This is a genomic window from Hymenobacter sp., from assembly GCF_036387835.1.
Classification (GTDB): Bacteria; Bacteroidota; Bacteroidia; order Cytophagales; family Hymenobacteraceae; genus Hymenobacter.
In genome coordinates this window covers 1-15,690 of record NZ_DASVSY010000019.1, presented here as the reverse complement: position 1 = coordinate 15,690, position 15,690 = coordinate 1, and the positions used below count along the sequence as shown (strand labels likewise).

Here is a 15,690-nt window from a genome sequence, read left to right as displayed (position 1 = left end):
ATGTAGAGACGCGACACTTCGCGTCTCGTCGTTGAACGGCCTACCTAGAACAAGCCAGGCCAAACAACGTCAGCAACGACAAGACGCATCTATGCGTCTCTACACTACACCTCCAACCTACGCCTTTATGCCTACGCTCCCCTTCCTGCTCGTTGATGCTTTCACGGAAACCCCGTTGGGCGGCAATCCGTGTGCGGTGGTACTGGATGCCGACGACCTCACCGACGAGCAGATGCAGCGCTTGGCGCGGGAGTTCAACCAGTCGGAAACTGCCTTTGTGCGCCGTTCTGCAGAGGCAGACTTCGGGGTTCGTTTCTTCACGCCGGCCGAGGAAATTCCGCTGGCCGGGCACCCCACTATTGCCACCGTCGTGGCGCTGCTGCATGCGGGCCGCTTGCCGCTTGCGGGTCCGCGTACCACCTTGCAGCTAGCCCTGCGCGACGGGCCAATTCGCATTGACGTGGACGCACCGACTGCGCCGGGCGGGTTGCCGCAGGTGCTGATGACGCAGCGGAAGCCCGTGTTTGGGTTACTACACGACCCGGCCGTGGTAACGCCGCTCTTTGGCCTCACGCCCGAGGATGTGCTGCCCGGCGCGCCCATTCAGACGGTGAGCACCGGCACGCCGCAGCTGATGATGCTCCTGCGCGACCAAGACGCCTTGCGCCGGGCCACGCCGCCCGAACCCGCCGCCTACGCCCGCTACCGCGCCACCTCCGACTTTTTCAGTCCCCATCTGTTTTGCTTGGGCGGCGCCACGCCGACCGGTCACACGTTTGCCCGGCAGTTTGGCACACCTCCCGACCTGGCCGAAGACCCGGTTACGGGCTCGGCCACCGGCGGTATGGCGGCGTATCTGTGGCATTATGCCTACCTCGCCCAGCCCGATTTCATTGCCGAGCAAGGCCATTGGCTAGGCCGGCCGGGCACCATAAACGTGCACGTAGCCGGGCCACGCGAAGCCATTGAGTTTGTGCGCATAGGTGGTACTGGCGTGGTTATAGTAGAAGGCAAGCTAACTATGTAAGTCGCAGCGCACAGCTCTTTTTGTTGCAACTCTACGGCCGCAGAAGCTGTTACGTAACTGAACTGTGTTGTACTTACTGCTCCTGCTCTGTGCCCGAATTACCCGAAGTTGAAACCTACCGCCGCTTCCTCGACGACATCATCCTGCATCAACCCATTACGGCGTTCGAAGTGAAAGACGCCCATGTCCTCGTTACCGACGAAGACACCTTACGCAAAACCCTGGTAGGCCGCCGCGTAACCGCCACTCGCCGCCTCGGCAAGAACTGTTTTCTGGAGCTTGACAACGACCAGGTACTAGCCCTACACTTCGGTATGACCGGCGACGTGGGCGCCTACCGCGACGACCACGACGCGCCCCGCTTCACCCGCGTAGCCTTCCACCTGGCCGATGGCCTGCGCGTGGCCTTCATCGACCCGCGCAAGTTCGGCCGCATCCGCCTCGTGGAAAGTGTGGCGCAGTACCAGAAAGCCAAGAAGCTTGGCCCCGATGCGCTGGACGTAACGCCCGAGCACCTACAAGCCGTACTCGGCACCAAGAAACCGATGATCAAGCCGCTGCTCCTCGACCAGGGCATCACGGCGGGCCTCGGCAACTGGATAGTGGATGAGGTGCTGTTTCAAGCCAAAATCCACCCGGAGCGCCGGGCGCACACGCTCGGCAGCAAAGAGTTCAAGGCGCTCCACGCCGCTATTCAGTTGGTGCTCACCACCGCTATTCGGCACGAAGCCACCTACCGGCACTTTCCCGCTTCGTTCCTGATCCATGCCCGCGAGTGGGACGACTCCGCTACGCCCGGCACCGATGCTCACACCTTCTGCCCTCGCCACCCGAAAACCTTGATTGATAAAGGCTACGTGGGTGGCCGGGCCACCTACCACTGCCCCCGCTGCCAGCCGGCGCCGGTAGAGGCCATAGACTAAGAAAATTGCACAGCGCAAGTGCCGCTTCTTCGTGACTTCCACCCCAGAGTATAGGCCAGCACCTCCAGCAACAAGTGCACCGGCAAGAAAACCAGGCCAAACGTCAGGTGAGCGGGAAACGACAAAGAAGTAGGACTACTGACGAAGATTCAGGAACAGACCTGCGTGCTAACTGCGTATATGCACGGAGCTAGTTTAAGGGATTCTGTTGAGTTAATCGTCTTATCTGTTTACCGAGCAGCAATCAACTGCACACGCTGCCTGCCTTACTCTCTTTGCCGATGGAAACCGCCCGTACCTTACTAGTTGGGAAAGAGCAAGCCGTGATGAATCAGTTGCTGAGCGCCTTGCGTGCCGACGGCCACGTTGTGGAAGGCACCGTTCAGCTAGACACTGTTCACGAAGATTTCAACGCCTGCGACTTCACTCTTATCGGGCTGGGTGGCGGCTTCAACGACGAGGAACGGGCGCAACTTCGGCAGGGGTTTCAGCTGCAAAATCCGGAGGTCAGACTAGAGGACGTATTTGGGCCGGTGGGCCACGCGCAGCTTCAGTTTCTGCTGAGTCAGGCGGCGCAACAGCCGGCGCTCGCACGCCTAACGGTTTCGCTGGCCGATCCGCAGCCGCAAGTGCAAATGGTGGTTCGTGCTCCGAGTGAAGCAACTATTGCACTGTATCATTTTCAGGAAAAGCTTCACATCGAAGAGCTATTCAAAGGCGAACTACCGGCCGGCACTACCCGGCTGCCCTTACGGCGCGAACAGCTGCTGCCGAGTATGCTGTATTATGTGGTGGCGCAGTTGCCCCAAGGAGAAGTGCACACCCATCGGTTCACGATGCCCCAGGAGCGGCATGAAACGGCCTAAGCTGTGGAAAGCAAAAAGGTCCGGCGCATGTTGCCGGGCCTCGTGGCTCAGGTTTTACTGCTGGTTGTTTTGCTTGGCGGCTTTGCGCGTGAGCGTGGTGAGCCAGGATTGGGTGATGGGCGATTCGCTTTCGTGGCCGTAGCGGCGGGCGTCACCTTGTTCGCCGGTAGGGCCGGGCAGGGCACGGTTCACCCAGCTCAGCAGGTCGGCGGTGGTGCCGGGAGCCAGACCGTGGAAAGCCCCGAGCAGCTTGGCAGGCAGTCCGATGGTGATTTCAGCATCGCCGCGGCGGCAGGCGTTCCAGATCTGGCGGGCCGCCGAATCGGCGCTGACGGTGATGGCAGGCATGGAATCAGCCACCGTAAACCAGGCGTATTCCTTGAGGTGCTGGCCCTTGATGATGGCATGAGGCGGGCTGCCGGTGCGCAGCAAGCCGGGGCAGACGGTGGTCACCTGAATACCGTATTGCAGCAGCTCGGAGCGGAAGCTTTCGGAAAGGCCTACCAGCGCGAACTTACTAGCGCAATAGGGTGCTAGGTGGGGTACGGCCACTCTGCCGCCCACCGAGGCAATATTAACAATGCGGCCCTCACCCCGCTGGCGCATGTCGGGCAGCACGGCCTGCATGGCGTGCAACGGCGCCCAGAAGTGCGTATCCATCGATTCTTGGTACTCGCGCAGCTCCATGTGGTCGAGCGGGCCGCCGGTGATAATGCCGGCGTTGTTGATGAGCACATCGATGGGGCCTAGCTTTTCCTGGACTTCGACAACCATGGCGCGCACTTCGCCGGGCACCATGAGGTCGCGGGACACGGCCAGTACTTCGGCGCCCCCCGCGGCTAGCTCTTGCCGGGCGCGCTCCAGTTCGTCGGTGTCGCGGGCACAGATGGCTACTTTGGCGCCTTCGGCCACTGCCTGGCGGGCCAGAATCAAACCCAGGCCGCGCGAGCCGCCGGTAATTAGTACCACGCGGCCTTGCAGGTTGTAAGACCCCCGCCGATTGCTCCACAGCGTAGCCGCCGCCAGCAATGCCCCGGCGCCGGCTACCGCCAACCAATTGTTACGTTTTTCGGATTTCATATAGTCTGCTCTGAGTTTTCGAGTTGCTGGACGCCAATTGCTGATTAAATACTCGTTGTGCGCTCAAGATGTTTGGCAAGACCTAACAAGGGCGGCATCCTCCCCTTACCTCAATACCTATCAACTTACCAGCTCTACAAGCGCTTACTCGTTATACGCTGGGTTTAGACTGATCGAAAATCAAGAACAGAAATCTGCAACATGAAACCAGAAACTTCGGGATGCACGTTATGGACGCGGCTTTCACGAATTGGCATCATATTTACGTGTCAGTTGCAGCCCCTAGCTTATTGCTTGGCCCAGCGGCGCTATCCGTCCACTGGCATCTTCACCTACTACGCATGAAAACCTTTGTTATCGCCGCGCTGCTATTTGTAACGGCTCCTGCCCTGCTGCTGGCCCAAACCACTACCAAACCGAAACCTAAAACGGTAGCCGCCGGCACCAGCAAACCCAAGACCGCCGCGCCTACTCGCCCGGCCCTTACGCCCCCCGAGGCGCAAGTGGAAACCCGTGCCAACGCCCTCACGAGCAACATGCAAAAAGCTCTGGCCCTAAATCCGGAGCAAGTGGAAAAAGTTCGGCAAATCAATCTGGTCAGCGTGCGCAGCGTAGAGTCGGCCCGCCTCAACTACCGCCAGGACGTGCGCAAAATGGCTTCTGTTATAGACGACATTGGTCAGGCCCGCTTAAGCGCCTTGAAAAACGCATTGTCTCCAAGTCAATTCGATAAGTACCAACGCAAGCGAGAAGAGAAAATGGGCGTTCCTAACGCTCAGGGCAACCAAGGCAACCCCGTTCCCGGCCTGCCCTCGCAAGGAGAGTGAAGCGGTGAATGAGTGAGATAGTGACTGAGTGAGTTTGACGTTCAACTAGCGCGAGAGGCGCGTGGTGGCGTGGTGCCACGAATTGCCCCGAGGGTTCCGTCGGACCACTATCGTTGAACGACACCCGATAGAACAACTCGTACACGCATCAGCAACGATAGTAGCACCACTTCCGCGCCGTTCGCGCCAGTTGAACGTCAAACTCACTCAATCACTATCTCACCGTTTCCCAGCCTAGCTTGAGAATGATGCCGCTGACTACGATTAGGAATAGTATTCGAACGAAACCTGTACCCTGCTTAAGGGCGACTTGAGCGCCCAGGGTAGAGCCGACGATATTACACGCGGCCATAGGCAAGGCGACCTGCCAAAGCACTTGCCCGGTGTAGGCAAAATAGGCCAGCCCGGCCAAGTTGGTGGCTACGTTGACAAGCTTGGCCGAGGCCGACGCCGTCAGGAAGTCGTAACCGAAGAGCCCGACGAAGGTGAAGAGCAGAAAGCTGCCGGTGCCGGGACCGAAGAATCCGTCGTAGAAGCCGATAACGGCGCCCATAACAATGGCTACCCACACCTCGCGGCGGGGCGAGAGGCGCGGGGCGTGCAGGGCGCCTAAGTCTTTGCGCCAGAAGGTGTAGAGGGCAATAACCACCAGCAAGCCTAGCACCATGGGCCGCAGCAGCTCCCTCGGGAACATGCTTACCACCCGTGCGCCCAGAAACGCGAAAGTGCCGGCCACCACGGCCGCCGTTCCCACGGACCGCCACTGAATGGGCACCTGCCCGGCATAGCGCCGCAGCGCCGCCGCCGTTCCCATCAACGACGATACTTTGCCGGTTCCGAAAATAGTAGGCTCCGGTACGCCCTTGAGCAGCAACAGCATGGCCGGTAGCTGAATCAGCCCGCCGCCGCCCACCATCGAATCAATAAAGCCCGCCATAAAGGCGAACAAACACAGCAGCGCAATCGTCAGAGTGGTAATCACGGTCGCGAAAGTAGCATATTGAGTTGCTAGTTACCAGTTGTGGGTTGCCAGTTACAGGTTGTTATTACAAACAAATACATTACCTGCACAGGCAACTGGTAACCGGCTACTCAACCGGCTACTCACTATCCTGCGTACAGCCAGGCTCACGCCTTGCTTCTCATGACTGAAAACCTAACTCAGCGGCAGAAGATGCTCACCTTTGGGGGCATTCTGCTGGCTATGTTCCTGGGCTCCCTCGACCAAACTATTGTCAGCACCGCCCTGCCCCGCATCGTGGCCGACTTGCACGGGCTCGACCGTTTTACGTGGGTGGCCACGGCCTATCTGGTAGCCAGTACGGCGCTGGTGCCCATCTACGGCAAGCTGGCCGACATGTACTCGCGGCGCAAAATTGAAGTGGTAGCGGTGAGTATTTTCCTGCTGGGCTCTATGCTGTGCGGGCTGGCCGGAGAGTTTGGCACCCTGCCCCTGCTCGGCGACGGCATGACGCAGCTGATTGTGTTTCGGGCCGTGCAGGGCCTGGGTGGGGCGGGCTTGTTTGCTATGGCCTTCATCATTATTGCCGACCTGTTTCCGCCCGCCGAACGGGGCAAATACCAGGGTTATGTGGGAGCAGTATTCGGCACTTCGTCGGTGCTAGGGCCATTTCTGGGTGGTTTCCTCACGGACAGAGGCACCGGCCTGATTCCGGGCGTGGCGGGTTGGCGGCTGGTGTTCTACGTGAACCTGCCTCTGGGCTTGCTGGCGCTCTGGTTTATTCTCAACCAAATGCCGGCTCTCAAGCCCCGCACCACTCCCAAACCTCTGGACGTACTTTCCATTGTGCTGCTCATGGCCGGGCTGGCGCCGCTGGTGGTGGGCTTGCAGCTCAACAAGGCCGTGTATGGCTGGACCTCGCCCGTCACGCTCGGTCTGCTGGCTACGGCGGCTGTAGCACTGGCGCTGTTCGTGCGTCGCAGCCTCCGTTCCGACAACCCGATTCTGGATTTCGGGCTGTTTCGAAATACCGTATTTCGCTGGGCCAACGCGGCCGTGTTTCTACTGGGCGGCGCCTTTTTGGGCATCATCATCTTCGAGCCGCTGTTCATGGTGAACGTGCTGGGCACCACCGCCACCCGCGCCGGCGTCAGTTTGATTCCCCTCTCCATGGGCGTGGTGCTGGGCTCGTTGCTGGCGGGGCAAATGGTGTCGCGCTTCGGGCACTACAAGCGCTGGATGCTGAGCGGCATTGTGGTTCTGCTCTGTGGCCTCTCGCTGCTGGCCACCATGCCCGTAACCGTTGGCTATTGGCAGGTGCTGTCGTATCTGCTGCTGTGTGGCCTGGGTCTGGGTCCTACTATGCCGCTCTACACACTGGCTATTCAGAATGCCATTGAGCCGCGGCTGATGGGGCAGGCGACATCGGCCAGCCAGTTTTTCCGGCAGATTGGGGGCGCCATTACGGCTTCGGTTTTGGGTACGGTGCTCACCCTCACGCTGGCGCAAAGCCAGCCCGCTACCCCTGGCGCCCCCGTTCAATCGGTGGTATCGGAAGGCCCTGCCGTGCCGGCAAGGTCCAGTGGTCCGGCCTCCCCCGAGTTGCGCCTAGCCTTTTCAAAAGCTATTTCCCGCATCTACTTTTTCAATATGTTCCTGGTAGCGGGGGGCCTGCTCATGACGCTGTTCGTGCCCGAGCTGCCGCTGCGCAAAAGCAACCAGGCGGCGCCCCCCGTGGCGGCCGAGTGATAAACTACGCTACGTGCTGCTCTTGAAAAGACGGGAGAAGCCGGCCGCAAACTAGTAGCGGGCTGTTATTGTTGTAGCAGCTATCATGCGCCGTTTTTCAAGCGACCACTCACTTGCTTACCCTTTGGCACCATGTCAACTTCCAATAAAGTGCACCTCAGTGTCCTCGATCAGTCGCCGGTGCGGCAGGGCGGTTCGGCCCGGCAGGCGCTGCAGGAAACCATAGAACTGGCCCGCCTGGCCGACCGGCTTGGCTACACCCGCTTTTGGGTGTCGGAGCACCACAACACGGGCACCCTGGCGGGCTCGGCGCCGGAGGTGCTGCTGGCTCGCCTCGGGGCGGAAACCAGCCGCATCCGGCTCGGTTCGGGCGGGGTGATGCTGCCCCACTATTCGGCCCTGAAGGTGGCCGAAAACTTCCGTTTGCTGGAAGCCCTGTACCCTGGCCGCATCGACCTCGGCATCGGCCGCGCCCCCGGCACCGACCGGATTACGGCCCACGCCCTCAATCCTCATAATGCCTTCCGCGACGAAGATTTTGCCGAGCAGCTCATGGACCTGCGCGCCTTCCTGCGCGACGACGTAGTACCCGATACCATTCACGCCAAAGTGAAAGCCGCGCCTTTTGTGGATACCGTACCGGAAATGTGGCTGCTTAGTTCCAGCGGGCAAAGCGGCTTATTTGCCGCACACGTAGGCGCCGCGTTTTCCTTTGCGCACTTCATCAACCCCAACGGCGGCCCCGACATGGTGCGCTTGTACAAGGAGCGTTTTCGCCCCTCGCCCGAGCTAGCCACTCCCCTGGCTAACGTGGCTATTTTCGTGCTCTGCGCCGACACCGAAGTTAAAGCCAAAGAGCTAGCGGATGCCTTGGCGCTGCAGATGCTGAAGCTGGAAACCGGCGACCGTACCTCCATCGGTTCCACTGAAACCGTACGCAACTACCCGCTCACACCCGAGTTAAGCGCCCGACTTGCTTATCATCATCAGCGCATGGTGCATGGCAACCCCGAGCAGGTGCGCGACCAACTCGAAAAGCTGGCCGCTTCATATGGCGTCAATGAAGTAACGGCTGTCACCATCACCTACGACTTCCAGGACCGCCTACGTTCCTACGAGTTGCTGGCCGAAGTATTCGAGTTAAATCCGGTAACCCAATTGCTGGCGCAGGCTTATTAAAAGTCGGAGATAAACAGCACAGGCGCTACAAGCTGTGGGGGCTGTAGCGCGGAAGCCACAGGAAATCTGTTCCGCGCTACTGCTTAGATGGCGCATCGCCCATAGAGGTCAGACAAGGCCCGGAAGTCCTGTTCCAGACCCTTACTGTTTTGGCGCCACTTATTAGCAGCAAAAAATATTTCCTGTCTAATTTTGAATTTATCTAAATAGGGACGTGCTTTGCGTTGTTTTTAATCAGTCTAAACAAGCTAAGTGCTCTGTTCGATGTCCCGACCTGCTCTACTGTTACTCCTTTCGTTGCCGCTAAGCGGCCTTGCGCATGCTCTTCCGCTATCTGTTGCCACCACGCCAACGGTTGCTTCAGCCCTTGTGGGCGCCGATGATCCGGTTCGGCGCGGCTGGTTGACCGGCAAGGTGACCGACGCCGCAGGCAAACCGGTTGAAGGAGTTACAGTGGCCTTGAAAGGCACCACGTTCGGCACGAGCACGGCGGCTGATGGTAGCTTCCGGCTGTCGGCGCAGGCAGGCTCTTATCAGTTGGTAGTGAGCAGCATCGGGTATATTTCACAGGAAGTACCCGCGACCGTAACGGGTGGCGAAAGCACGCCGGTACCCGCCTTCACGCTGGCCGTGAGCAATCAGAACTTATCGGAAGTAACGGTTACGGGCGCTAAGTCCTTGAACCAGCGGACTGTTTCCGTAGGCAAGCTGCCCGTAGCCACCCTCGACCTGCCGCAAAGCGCCGTAACCGTGGAGCGCGAAGTACTGGAGCAGCAGCAAGTACTGCGCCTCTCCGATGCCCTCGTCAACGTGAGCGGCTTGTACGTGACCAGCACCACCGGCGGCACGCAGGAAGAACTAGGCAGCCGCGGCTTCGCTTACGGTAGCAACAACACTTTCAAAAACGGGGTCCGCTTCAACAATGGTGTGATGCCCGAAGCCAGTTCTTTGGAGCGCATGGAAGTACTGAAAGGCAGCGCGGCCATTCTGTACGGCAACGTGGCGGCTGGCGGCGTGCTGAACCTTGTTACCAAAAAGCCCCAATTCGAGCGCGGCGGCTCAGTGGGGTTGCGTGTGGGCAGCTTCGGCCTCTGGAAGCCTATATTTGACGTGTATGGTGGCGTAGGCAAGAGCGAAAAAGTAGCTTTCCGCCTCAACGGCACCTACGAAAACGCCAACAGCTACCGCGACGAGGTGAAATCCGACCGGGTGTATATAAATCCGTCGCTGCTGTTCGAGCTGACGCCCAAAACGACGCTGATCCTGGAGGCCGACTACCTGCGCGACAACCGTACCCCGGACTTTGGCGTGGGCGCGGTTGACTACAACGTACTAGAATCGCGCAGCCGTTTCCTCAACGTGCCCGGCGCCACGAATGCCACCAACCAGACCAGCACGACGGCCACCCTCACCAGCCGCCTCAACGACGCCTGGCAGATTCGGGCGGTAGGCGGCTTCCAGCGCTACGACAACGAGCAGCGCACCGGCAACCGCCCCACGGGTATCAACAACGGCACCCGTCCGGCCAGAAACACAGTCAATACGCCCAACTACGTTCCGGCCGCGCCCAAACCGTCGCTCTACGGCAACTGGCAGCGCACCTTGGGTCGTAGCGAAACCACTGAAAACTACTACCTCGCGCAACTCGACCTAACCGGTAAGGTTCGCACCGGTTTCCTGGAGCACACCGTATTGATTGGGGCTGATGCCGACCAGTACAACACGCAGGCTTTGGCTTTTACCGCGCAGCCCTACGATTCCATCAACGTGCTCGACCGCAGCCGCACGTTGGCCAGCCCAAACAATAGCGTCAGCAGCTTCGACGCGCTAAACCGCAGCACCCGCACGCTTACTAATACGCGCCGCGCTGGCTTCTACGTGCAGGATTTGATGAGCATTACCGAGAAGGTGAAGTTGCTGGCCGGTGTACGCTGGAGCTACCAGGAAACGCCGAGCGACGTATACACCTACGCCGCCCCCACGGCCGCCGACCAATCAATAAAAGTGACGCAGACCCGTCGCTTCGACAATGCCTTTTCGCCGCGCTTGGGTTTGGTGTACCAGCCCATCAAGACGACGGCCTTATTTGCTTCGTACTCCAACTCCTTCCAGCCCAACACCGGTCAGGAAGTGAGCGGCGCGGCCCTGGCCCCCTCCACCTTCGACCAGTATGAAGTGGGAATTAAGAACGACTTGTTCCACGGGCTGCTGTCGGCCAACGTGACGGCTTACCGGATTATAAATAGCAACCTAGCGCAAACCTACCTGGGCCAGATTGCGGGAACTGATGGTGTGCTCAGAGACAATGTGAACACCAACATCAAAGAGTTGGCCGGGGAAGTAACCAGCAAAGGCGTGGAAGTGGATGTGCAAAGCAAGCCGATGATGGGCTGGACGTTCATCACGGGCTACAGCTACAACCACACTGCTTACACCAAGAGCAACATCTACGAAAACAACAGCCGCCTGCGCTACAACCCCGCCCACACGGCCAACCTTAGCCTGTACTACAACTTCGGCAGCAGCTTCAGCGACAACAACTTCCTACGCGGCCTAACGGCGGGCATCACCTCTTACTATGTAGGTGACAAGCTGGCCGGCCGCAATACCCGAATATACGACCCGGTCACTGGTAAGCCCTGGACTGATGGCCGCGGCAACGCAACCGGCGACACCTACCGCCTCATCAGCATCCCCGACTACATCCTCTTCGATGCCTCCGTGGGCTACACCTACGACCGTTTTTCGGTGCGAGTGAAACTTGCAAACATCTTAGACGAGTTAAGCTATAACCTGCACGACGACAACAGCGTGAACCCCATTGCCCCCCGCAACTTCTCGGCCACAGCCAGCTACCGGTTCTAGTTGATTGATGATGGTTGGTTGCTGATTGTGACCTCTTTATAACAAGCAGCAAGTAACCGCACTAAAAGGTGAGTGAAGGAAGCCCGGAAAAGAGCCAGCTGCAACTGGTTGCTTTCTGGGTTTTCTGCCGAAATTCACTAGCAGCAGTTTTTAACTTAAAAAGTATGAAAATCTTCTTCCGCCGCATTCACTTGTACCTCGGGCTGACTTCAGGGTTGATTCTTCTTGTGGTGTGTTTCACGGGTGGAATACTGGTCTTTGAAAAAGAACTGGAGCAAGCCTGGCACCCGGAGCGTTACTCCGTGACGCCGGCCACCACGCCACGCCTCTCGCTCGCTCAGCTCACCGACGCCGTACGGGCCTACAAGCCCAAAGCCAAGATCAGCAGCTTCAAAATCTATACTGATCCTGCGCGGACCGTGGAGGTGAACTTGGCCGGCAACGACAAAGGCGGCCCTAACGGCCAGCGTGGCGGCGCGGCCAGCCAGGAGCAACGGGGTGCAAACCGGGGCGCTGGCGCACGGGAGCAACAAGGCCAAAGCCAGGGAACAACCGAAGCGCGCGGCGGTGGTCCGGGTGGCCCTGGCAAAGGTGGTCCCGGCGGCAAAGGCCGCAACGTTGGCCCACGCCTCTTCATGAACCCCTACACCGGAGCCATAATTGAGGAAACGAAACCTAACGAGTCGTTTTTCCATTTCGTGGAGCAAATTCACCGGGGACTGGTGGCGGGCCGAGTTGGCAAGCTTGTCATGGGCATCAACTCCATCCTGTTTCTTTTCATTCTGAGTACTGGCCTCGTGCTGTGGTGGCCCACGGCCCGTAAAGCCCTGACGCCACGCCTGAAAGTGAAATGGGGCAGCGGCTGGAAGCGCCTCAACCACGACTTTCATATTGTACTAGGCTTCTATACTTCTGTTTTCCTGCTTGTTATGGCCCTTACGGGCGTGGGCATGTCCTTTGATTGGGTGGGCAATACCATCAATGCCGTCACCCACTCGCCCCGACAACGGCCCGAGCCGCCTACCTCCACCGTACCAACGGCAGGCCAGGGAAACTTCGGGGCTGATGCGGCTCTGACAGCGTCACAACAGCAGATTCAAGCGGCCGAGAGTTACTCTATACAGTTGCCGAAAGAGCCCACCGGCAGTATTCAGGTAGGCATACTACGGCCCGACGCCCTCACCGAGCGGGCCACCAACGACGTGTATTTCGACCAGTACTCGGGTCGGGTACTGCGCCAAACGACGTACGCCCAGCAGCCGGTGGGGCAGCGCATCCGGGGGCTGTTCAAACCGGTGCACACCGGGGCCATCTTCGGCTGGCCGACCAAGATTCTGGCTTTCGTGGTTGTCTGGCTAGGCTTCACGTTTCCCATTACCGGCACGATTCTGTGGTGGAACCGCACCCGCAAGGCGAAGAAGCAGCAGCGCAAGCTGGTGGCCGCGTAGCCCAACCCGAACCCGGCTATACCGTATTTCCAAGAAGCGTCAGGCTGTTCCGGCTTGACGCTTTTCTTTTGCCGGTAGCGCGGTAGTGCGAGCTTTGTGCCTTGCTGAACAGTACTCGTTGCGTCGGCGCAGGGTTGGTCGTTCACCGAGGCGCGCAGCCCGGGCTGCCGCGCTACCGCCTGACATAAAAACTTACTGCCTGATGCCTAATCCAACTGCCTCACTTGCCACCGAAAATCGGGTTGTCGCCCTGCTCCGTCGGGCTGGCTTGCTCGACTGGTTTCTGTTGGGGCTGGCGGGCGCGGTGGCGTTGGCGTATCTGGTACCGGGCGTGGGCAGCAAGGCGAGTCCGATACCCTGGAAGCTGCTGACTACGGCCGGCGTGGCCTTGATTTTCTTTTTCTACGGGCTGCGGCTGAACCTGGAAAAGCTAAAGGCCGGGCTGCGCAACTGGCAGCTGCACACGGTAGTGCAGCTAACTACGTTCGTTGCGTTTCCGCTGCTGGCGTTGGCCGGGCGGCCTTTTTTTGGCAGTGAAAAGGCGGATCTGTTGTGGCAGAGCATCTTCTTTCTTTGCACGCTGCCAAGTACGGTTTCCACGTCGGTGGTGATGGTGGGCATTGCCGGTGGCAATCTGCCAGCAGCCATCTTCAATGCCAGCATCAGCAGCTTGATTGGCATCTTCCTTACCCCCATCTGGACCAGCTTTATCCTGCACACGGGCACCGGGGGCGGCCAGCTTTGGGGGCTCGCCCTCGACCTTACCTGGCAGGTGGTTTTGCCCGTAGTGGCCGGCGTACTGCTCAACCGCCGCTTTGGCAGCTTCGCCGAGCAGCACCGGCAGGCCCTGCGCACCTTCGACCAAGTGGTTATCCTGCTCATCGTCTTCACTTCGTTCTGCGAGTCGTTTGCGGAAGGTGTTTTTCGTAGCTACGTGCCCACCGACGTGCTGCTGCTCGGCCTCGGCATGGTGGCGTTGTATTTCCTGATTTTCGGGGTGGTATGGAGCTTAAGTAAATTGCTTGGCTTCTCGCGCGAAGACCGGATTGTGGCCCTGTTCTGCGGGTCCAAGAAGTCGTTGGTGCATGGCAGCGTGATGGCCAGCTTGCTGTTTCCGGCCACGGCCGCAACGGGCGCGCTGCTGCTGCCGCTTATGTTGTACCATGCCCTGCAAATCGTTCTGGCCAGCGTAATGGCGCAACGTATGGGACGGCAAACGGCCACTACCTGACACTTACCAATTGGTATTATTCAGCAATAGTAATAAGCCTATACAAGGCGCGTTAGGAGGCAAATTAACTGCCTTATAAGAATTACATTTTTCTTCGCCAGCTTGTTAATTACTAGCCGCTTATCGCCTGCTGCGCCGGCCACTACCGCCGCGGTGCCCCAAGTGGAGGCCCTTGAATACGGCAGCGTCACGGGCTACCCCGATTATGCTGAAATTTCGGTGGAGGCATCTTCCACTAAAAACAAACTCAAGGATGCCGTTGCCGATGTTCAGCAAGTGATAGATCAGGTGTTAAAGCTCTCGGCCACCTACGCCCGCAACCAGCACGACGTACGCCTAAGCAACGTATCAGTCAACAAGGAGTATACCTACGTCCGCAACAAACAGGTATTCACTGGCTTTAACTCAGCGCAGTCGGTTATCATAAAAACTACCGATTTAAGCAAGCTGGAGCTGTATATGGAGGCGCTGCTGGCTACCCATATCAGCCGCATCAAGCAAATCAACTACGGCCACACCCGCGCCGACCGTCTGCAGTGCGAAGCCAGTGTACTGGCGCTGCAAGACGCGCTTCGCACCGTAGACAAAATGTGCGCTACGCTGCACGCCAAGCGGGGCGTCGTGCTCGAAGCCACCAATTACAAAGAGCTAGGCAACGCTCAGGATTACCCTAGTTGGGGAGAGCCTCAGGAGATAGAGCTCTACGGTAAGGGGTTTGGCGGCCGGGGTTTCAAGCTCACGCCTGAGTTGCTTCGCTATTCCGCTACCACTCATATAATAGCGGCCGTAGAATAGTGTTTTTTCAAGGATGTCTGCTATATTTGAAGCTAGTTAATACTTCAAAGAGCTTATATCCCGGCATGAAAAAACTTCTTCTCGCTATTGTTTTATTTTCAGGTTTCGCTACCGTTAGCCTGGCTCAGACGCCTACGCAAAAGATATATGCGGCAGTTGTCAAGAACAAGCCGGCCGACGTAGAGGCCTTGCTGAAATCCGGCGCCGACCCCAATGCACCCGTCGAAATGATGCCGGGCTTTCCAACCAGCTTTCTTATTCTGGCGGCCGGCCGCAACCAGACGGAAATCGTGAAAGTGCTGCTCCAGCACAAAGCGCTGGTCAACAAGCCCGACAGCTTCAACGCCACGGCCCTGATGGCAGCGGCCGGCGAAGGCAACCTGGAACTGGTAACGCTCCTACTAGCCGCCGGCGCCGACCCTAAGCTGAAAGATAACGATGGCAAAGACGCCTTGGCCAGCGCCAAGGAAAGCGGCAACGCCGAGGTATTGAAGCTGCTGCAAGCTAAAAAGTAGATTGTGGGTTATGAGTTGCCAGTTGCCAGTTGCCAGTTGCCGGTTGCCGGTTGCCAGTTGCCGGTTGCCGGTTGCCCGCCAGGACGTCATCATATGTTTGTGGTGGCACCCCTTTGGGCCAGGCCGCAGTTCGTCATTGGTCGAGAAGACCGTTCAGCATGCTGGCACCCGTTGGGCCGCCGGCCCGTGAGCCCGGACAGTTCAGTGGTCGTCATAGGCCGGAT

General features: G+C 58.8%; 13 protein-coding genes. 11 read left to right on the top strand and 2 right to left on the bottom strand.

Annotated elements, in window-relative coordinates; translation table 11 throughout:
• Window positions 1–127: 127 nt before the first annotated feature.
• The 3 genes from VF639_RS03725 (at window position 128) to VF639_RS03715 (ending at window position 2,816) form a co-directional block, all read left to right on the top strand.
• Complete coding sequence (locus VF639_RS03725) at window positions 128–1,027, top strand: PhzF family phenazine biosynthesis protein (protein ID WP_331144539.1); 900 nt, start codon at window positions 128–130, stop codon at window positions 1,025–1,027.
• Between the two features lie 89 nt (window positions 1,028–1,116).
• The gene (gene mutM / locus VF639_RS03720) at window positions 1,117–1,950 is read left to right on the top strand and encodes a DNA-formamidopyrimidine glycosylase (RefSeq protein WP_331144538.1); all 834 of its coding nucleotides are present in this window, start codon (window positions 1,117–1,119) and stop codon (window positions 1,948–1,950) included.
• Between the two features lie 281 nt (window positions 1,951–2,231).
• Window positions 2,232–2,816, top strand: a complete 585-nt coding sequence (locus VF639_RS03715) for a hypothetical protein (RefSeq protein ID WP_331144537.1) — start codon at window positions 2,232–2,234, stop codon at window positions 2,814–2,816.
• Between the two features lie 54 nt (window positions 2,817–2,870).
• On the opposite strand, the gene VF639_RS03710 is transcribed toward VF639_RS03715, so the two are convergent.
• Window positions 2,871–3,896, bottom strand: coding sequence for an SDR family NAD(P)-dependent oxidoreductase (locus VF639_RS03710; RefSeq protein ID WP_331144536.1), 1,026 nt, complete (start codon window positions 3,894–3,896; stop codon window positions 2,871–2,873).
• Window positions 3,897–4,237: 341 nt separating this feature from the next.
• Between VF639_RS03710 and VF639_RS03705 the strand changes: the two genes are divergently transcribed.
• Window positions 4,238–4,723 (top strand): hypothetical protein, encoded by a 486-nt coding sequence (locus VF639_RS03705; RefSeq protein WP_331144535.1) that lies wholly within the window; start codon window positions 4,238–4,240, stop codon window positions 4,721–4,723.
• 214 nt (window positions 4,724–4,937) lie between these two features.
• On the opposite strand, the gene VF639_RS03700 is transcribed toward VF639_RS03705, so the two are convergent.
• Window positions 4,938–5,705 carry a sulfite exporter TauE/SafE family protein gene (locus VF639_RS03700; RefSeq protein WP_331144534.1) on the bottom strand — a complete coding sequence of 256 codons (768 nt, stop codon included), beginning with the start codon at window positions 5,703–5,705 and terminating at the stop codon, window positions 4,938–4,940.
• A 162-nt stretch (window positions 5,706–5,867) separates the two neighbouring features.
• On the opposite strand from VF639_RS03700, the gene VF639_RS03695 reads away from it, so the two are divergent.
• From VF639_RS03695 to VF639_RS03665, 7 genes are all read left to right on the top strand, one after another.
• Window positions 5,868–7,433: an MDR family MFS transporter gene (locus VF639_RS03695; protein ID WP_331144533.1), complete on the top strand. Its 1,566-nt coding sequence runs from the start codon at window positions 5,868–5,870 to the stop codon at window positions 7,431–7,433.
• 132 nt (window positions 7,434–7,565) lie between these two features.
• Complete coding sequence (locus VF639_RS03690; protein WP_331144532.1) at window positions 7,566–8,612, top strand: LLM class flavin-dependent oxidoreductase; 1,047 nt, start codon at window positions 7,566–7,568, stop codon at window positions 8,610–8,612.
• Between the two features lie 264 nt (window positions 8,613–8,876).
• Complete coding sequence (locus VF639_RS03685) at window positions 8,877–11,477, top strand: TonB-dependent receptor (protein ID WP_331144531.1); 2,601 nt, start codon at window positions 8,877–8,879, stop codon at window positions 11,475–11,477.
• Between the two features lie 164 nt (window positions 11,478–11,641).
• A complete protein-coding gene (locus VF639_RS03680; RefSeq protein WP_331144530.1) occupies window positions 11,642–12,925 on the top strand; it encodes a PepSY-associated TM helix domain-containing protein in 1,284 nt (427 codons plus the stop codon).
• 202 nt (window positions 12,926–13,127) lie between these two features.
• The gene (locus VF639_RS03675) at window positions 13,128–14,156 is read left to right on the top strand and encodes a bile acid:sodium symporter family protein (RefSeq protein WP_331144529.1); all 1,029 of its coding nucleotides are present in this window, start codon (window positions 13,128–13,130) and stop codon (window positions 14,154–14,156) included.
• Window positions 14,157–14,258: 102 nt separating this feature from the next.
• Window positions 14,259–14,951, top strand: coding sequence for an SIMPL domain-containing protein (locus VF639_RS03670; RefSeq protein ID WP_331144528.1), 693 nt, complete (start codon window positions 14,259–14,261; stop codon window positions 14,949–14,951).
• Window positions 14,952–15,016: 65 nt separating this feature from the next.
• A complete protein-coding gene (locus VF639_RS03665; RefSeq protein ID WP_331144527.1) occupies window positions 15,017–15,466 on the top strand; it encodes an ankyrin repeat domain-containing protein in 450 nt (149 codons plus the stop codon).
• Window positions 15,467–15,690 lie beyond the last annotated feature (224 nt).

Excerpts from the sequence above, each read along its gene's own strand:
- VF639_RS03725 (WP_331144539.1), top strand. The coding sequence starts at position 128 with ATGCCTACGCTCCCCTTCCTGCTCGTTGATGCTTTCACGGAAACCCCG.
- VF639_RS03715 (WP_331144537.1), top strand. The coding sequence starts at position 2,232 with ATGGAAACCGCCCGTACCTTACTAGTTGGGAAAGAGCAAGCCGTGATG.
- VF639_RS03710 (WP_331144536.1), bottom strand. The coding sequence starts at position 3,896 with ATGAAATCCGAAAAACGTAACAATTGGTTGGCGGTAGCCGGCGCCGGG.
- VF639_RS03705 (WP_331144535.1), top strand. The coding sequence starts at position 4,238 with ATGAAAACCTTTGTTATCGCCGCGCTGCTATTTGTAACGGCTCCTGCC.
- VF639_RS03695 (WP_331144533.1), top strand. The coding sequence starts at position 5,868 with ATGACTGAAAACCTAACTCAGCGGCAGAAGATGCTCACCTTTGGGGGC.
- VF639_RS03690 (WP_331144532.1), top strand. The coding sequence starts at position 7,566 with ATGTCAACTTCCAATAAAGTGCACCTCAGTGTCCTCGATCAGTCGCCG.
- VF639_RS03685 (WP_331144531.1), top strand. The coding sequence starts at position 8,877 with ATGTCCCGACCTGCTCTACTGTTACTCCTTTCGTTGCCGCTAAGCGGC.
- VF639_RS03680 (WP_331144530.1), top strand. The coding sequence starts at position 11,642 with ATGAAAATCTTCTTCCGCCGCATTCACTTGTACCTCGGGCTGACTTCA.
- VF639_RS03675 (WP_331144529.1), top strand. The coding sequence starts at position 13,128 with ATGCCTAATCCAACTGCCTCACTTGCCACCGAAAATCGGGTTGTCGCC.
- VF639_RS03665 (WP_331144527.1), top strand. The coding sequence starts at position 15,017 with ATGAAAAAACTTCTTCTCGCTATTGTTTTATTTTCAGGTTTCGCTACC.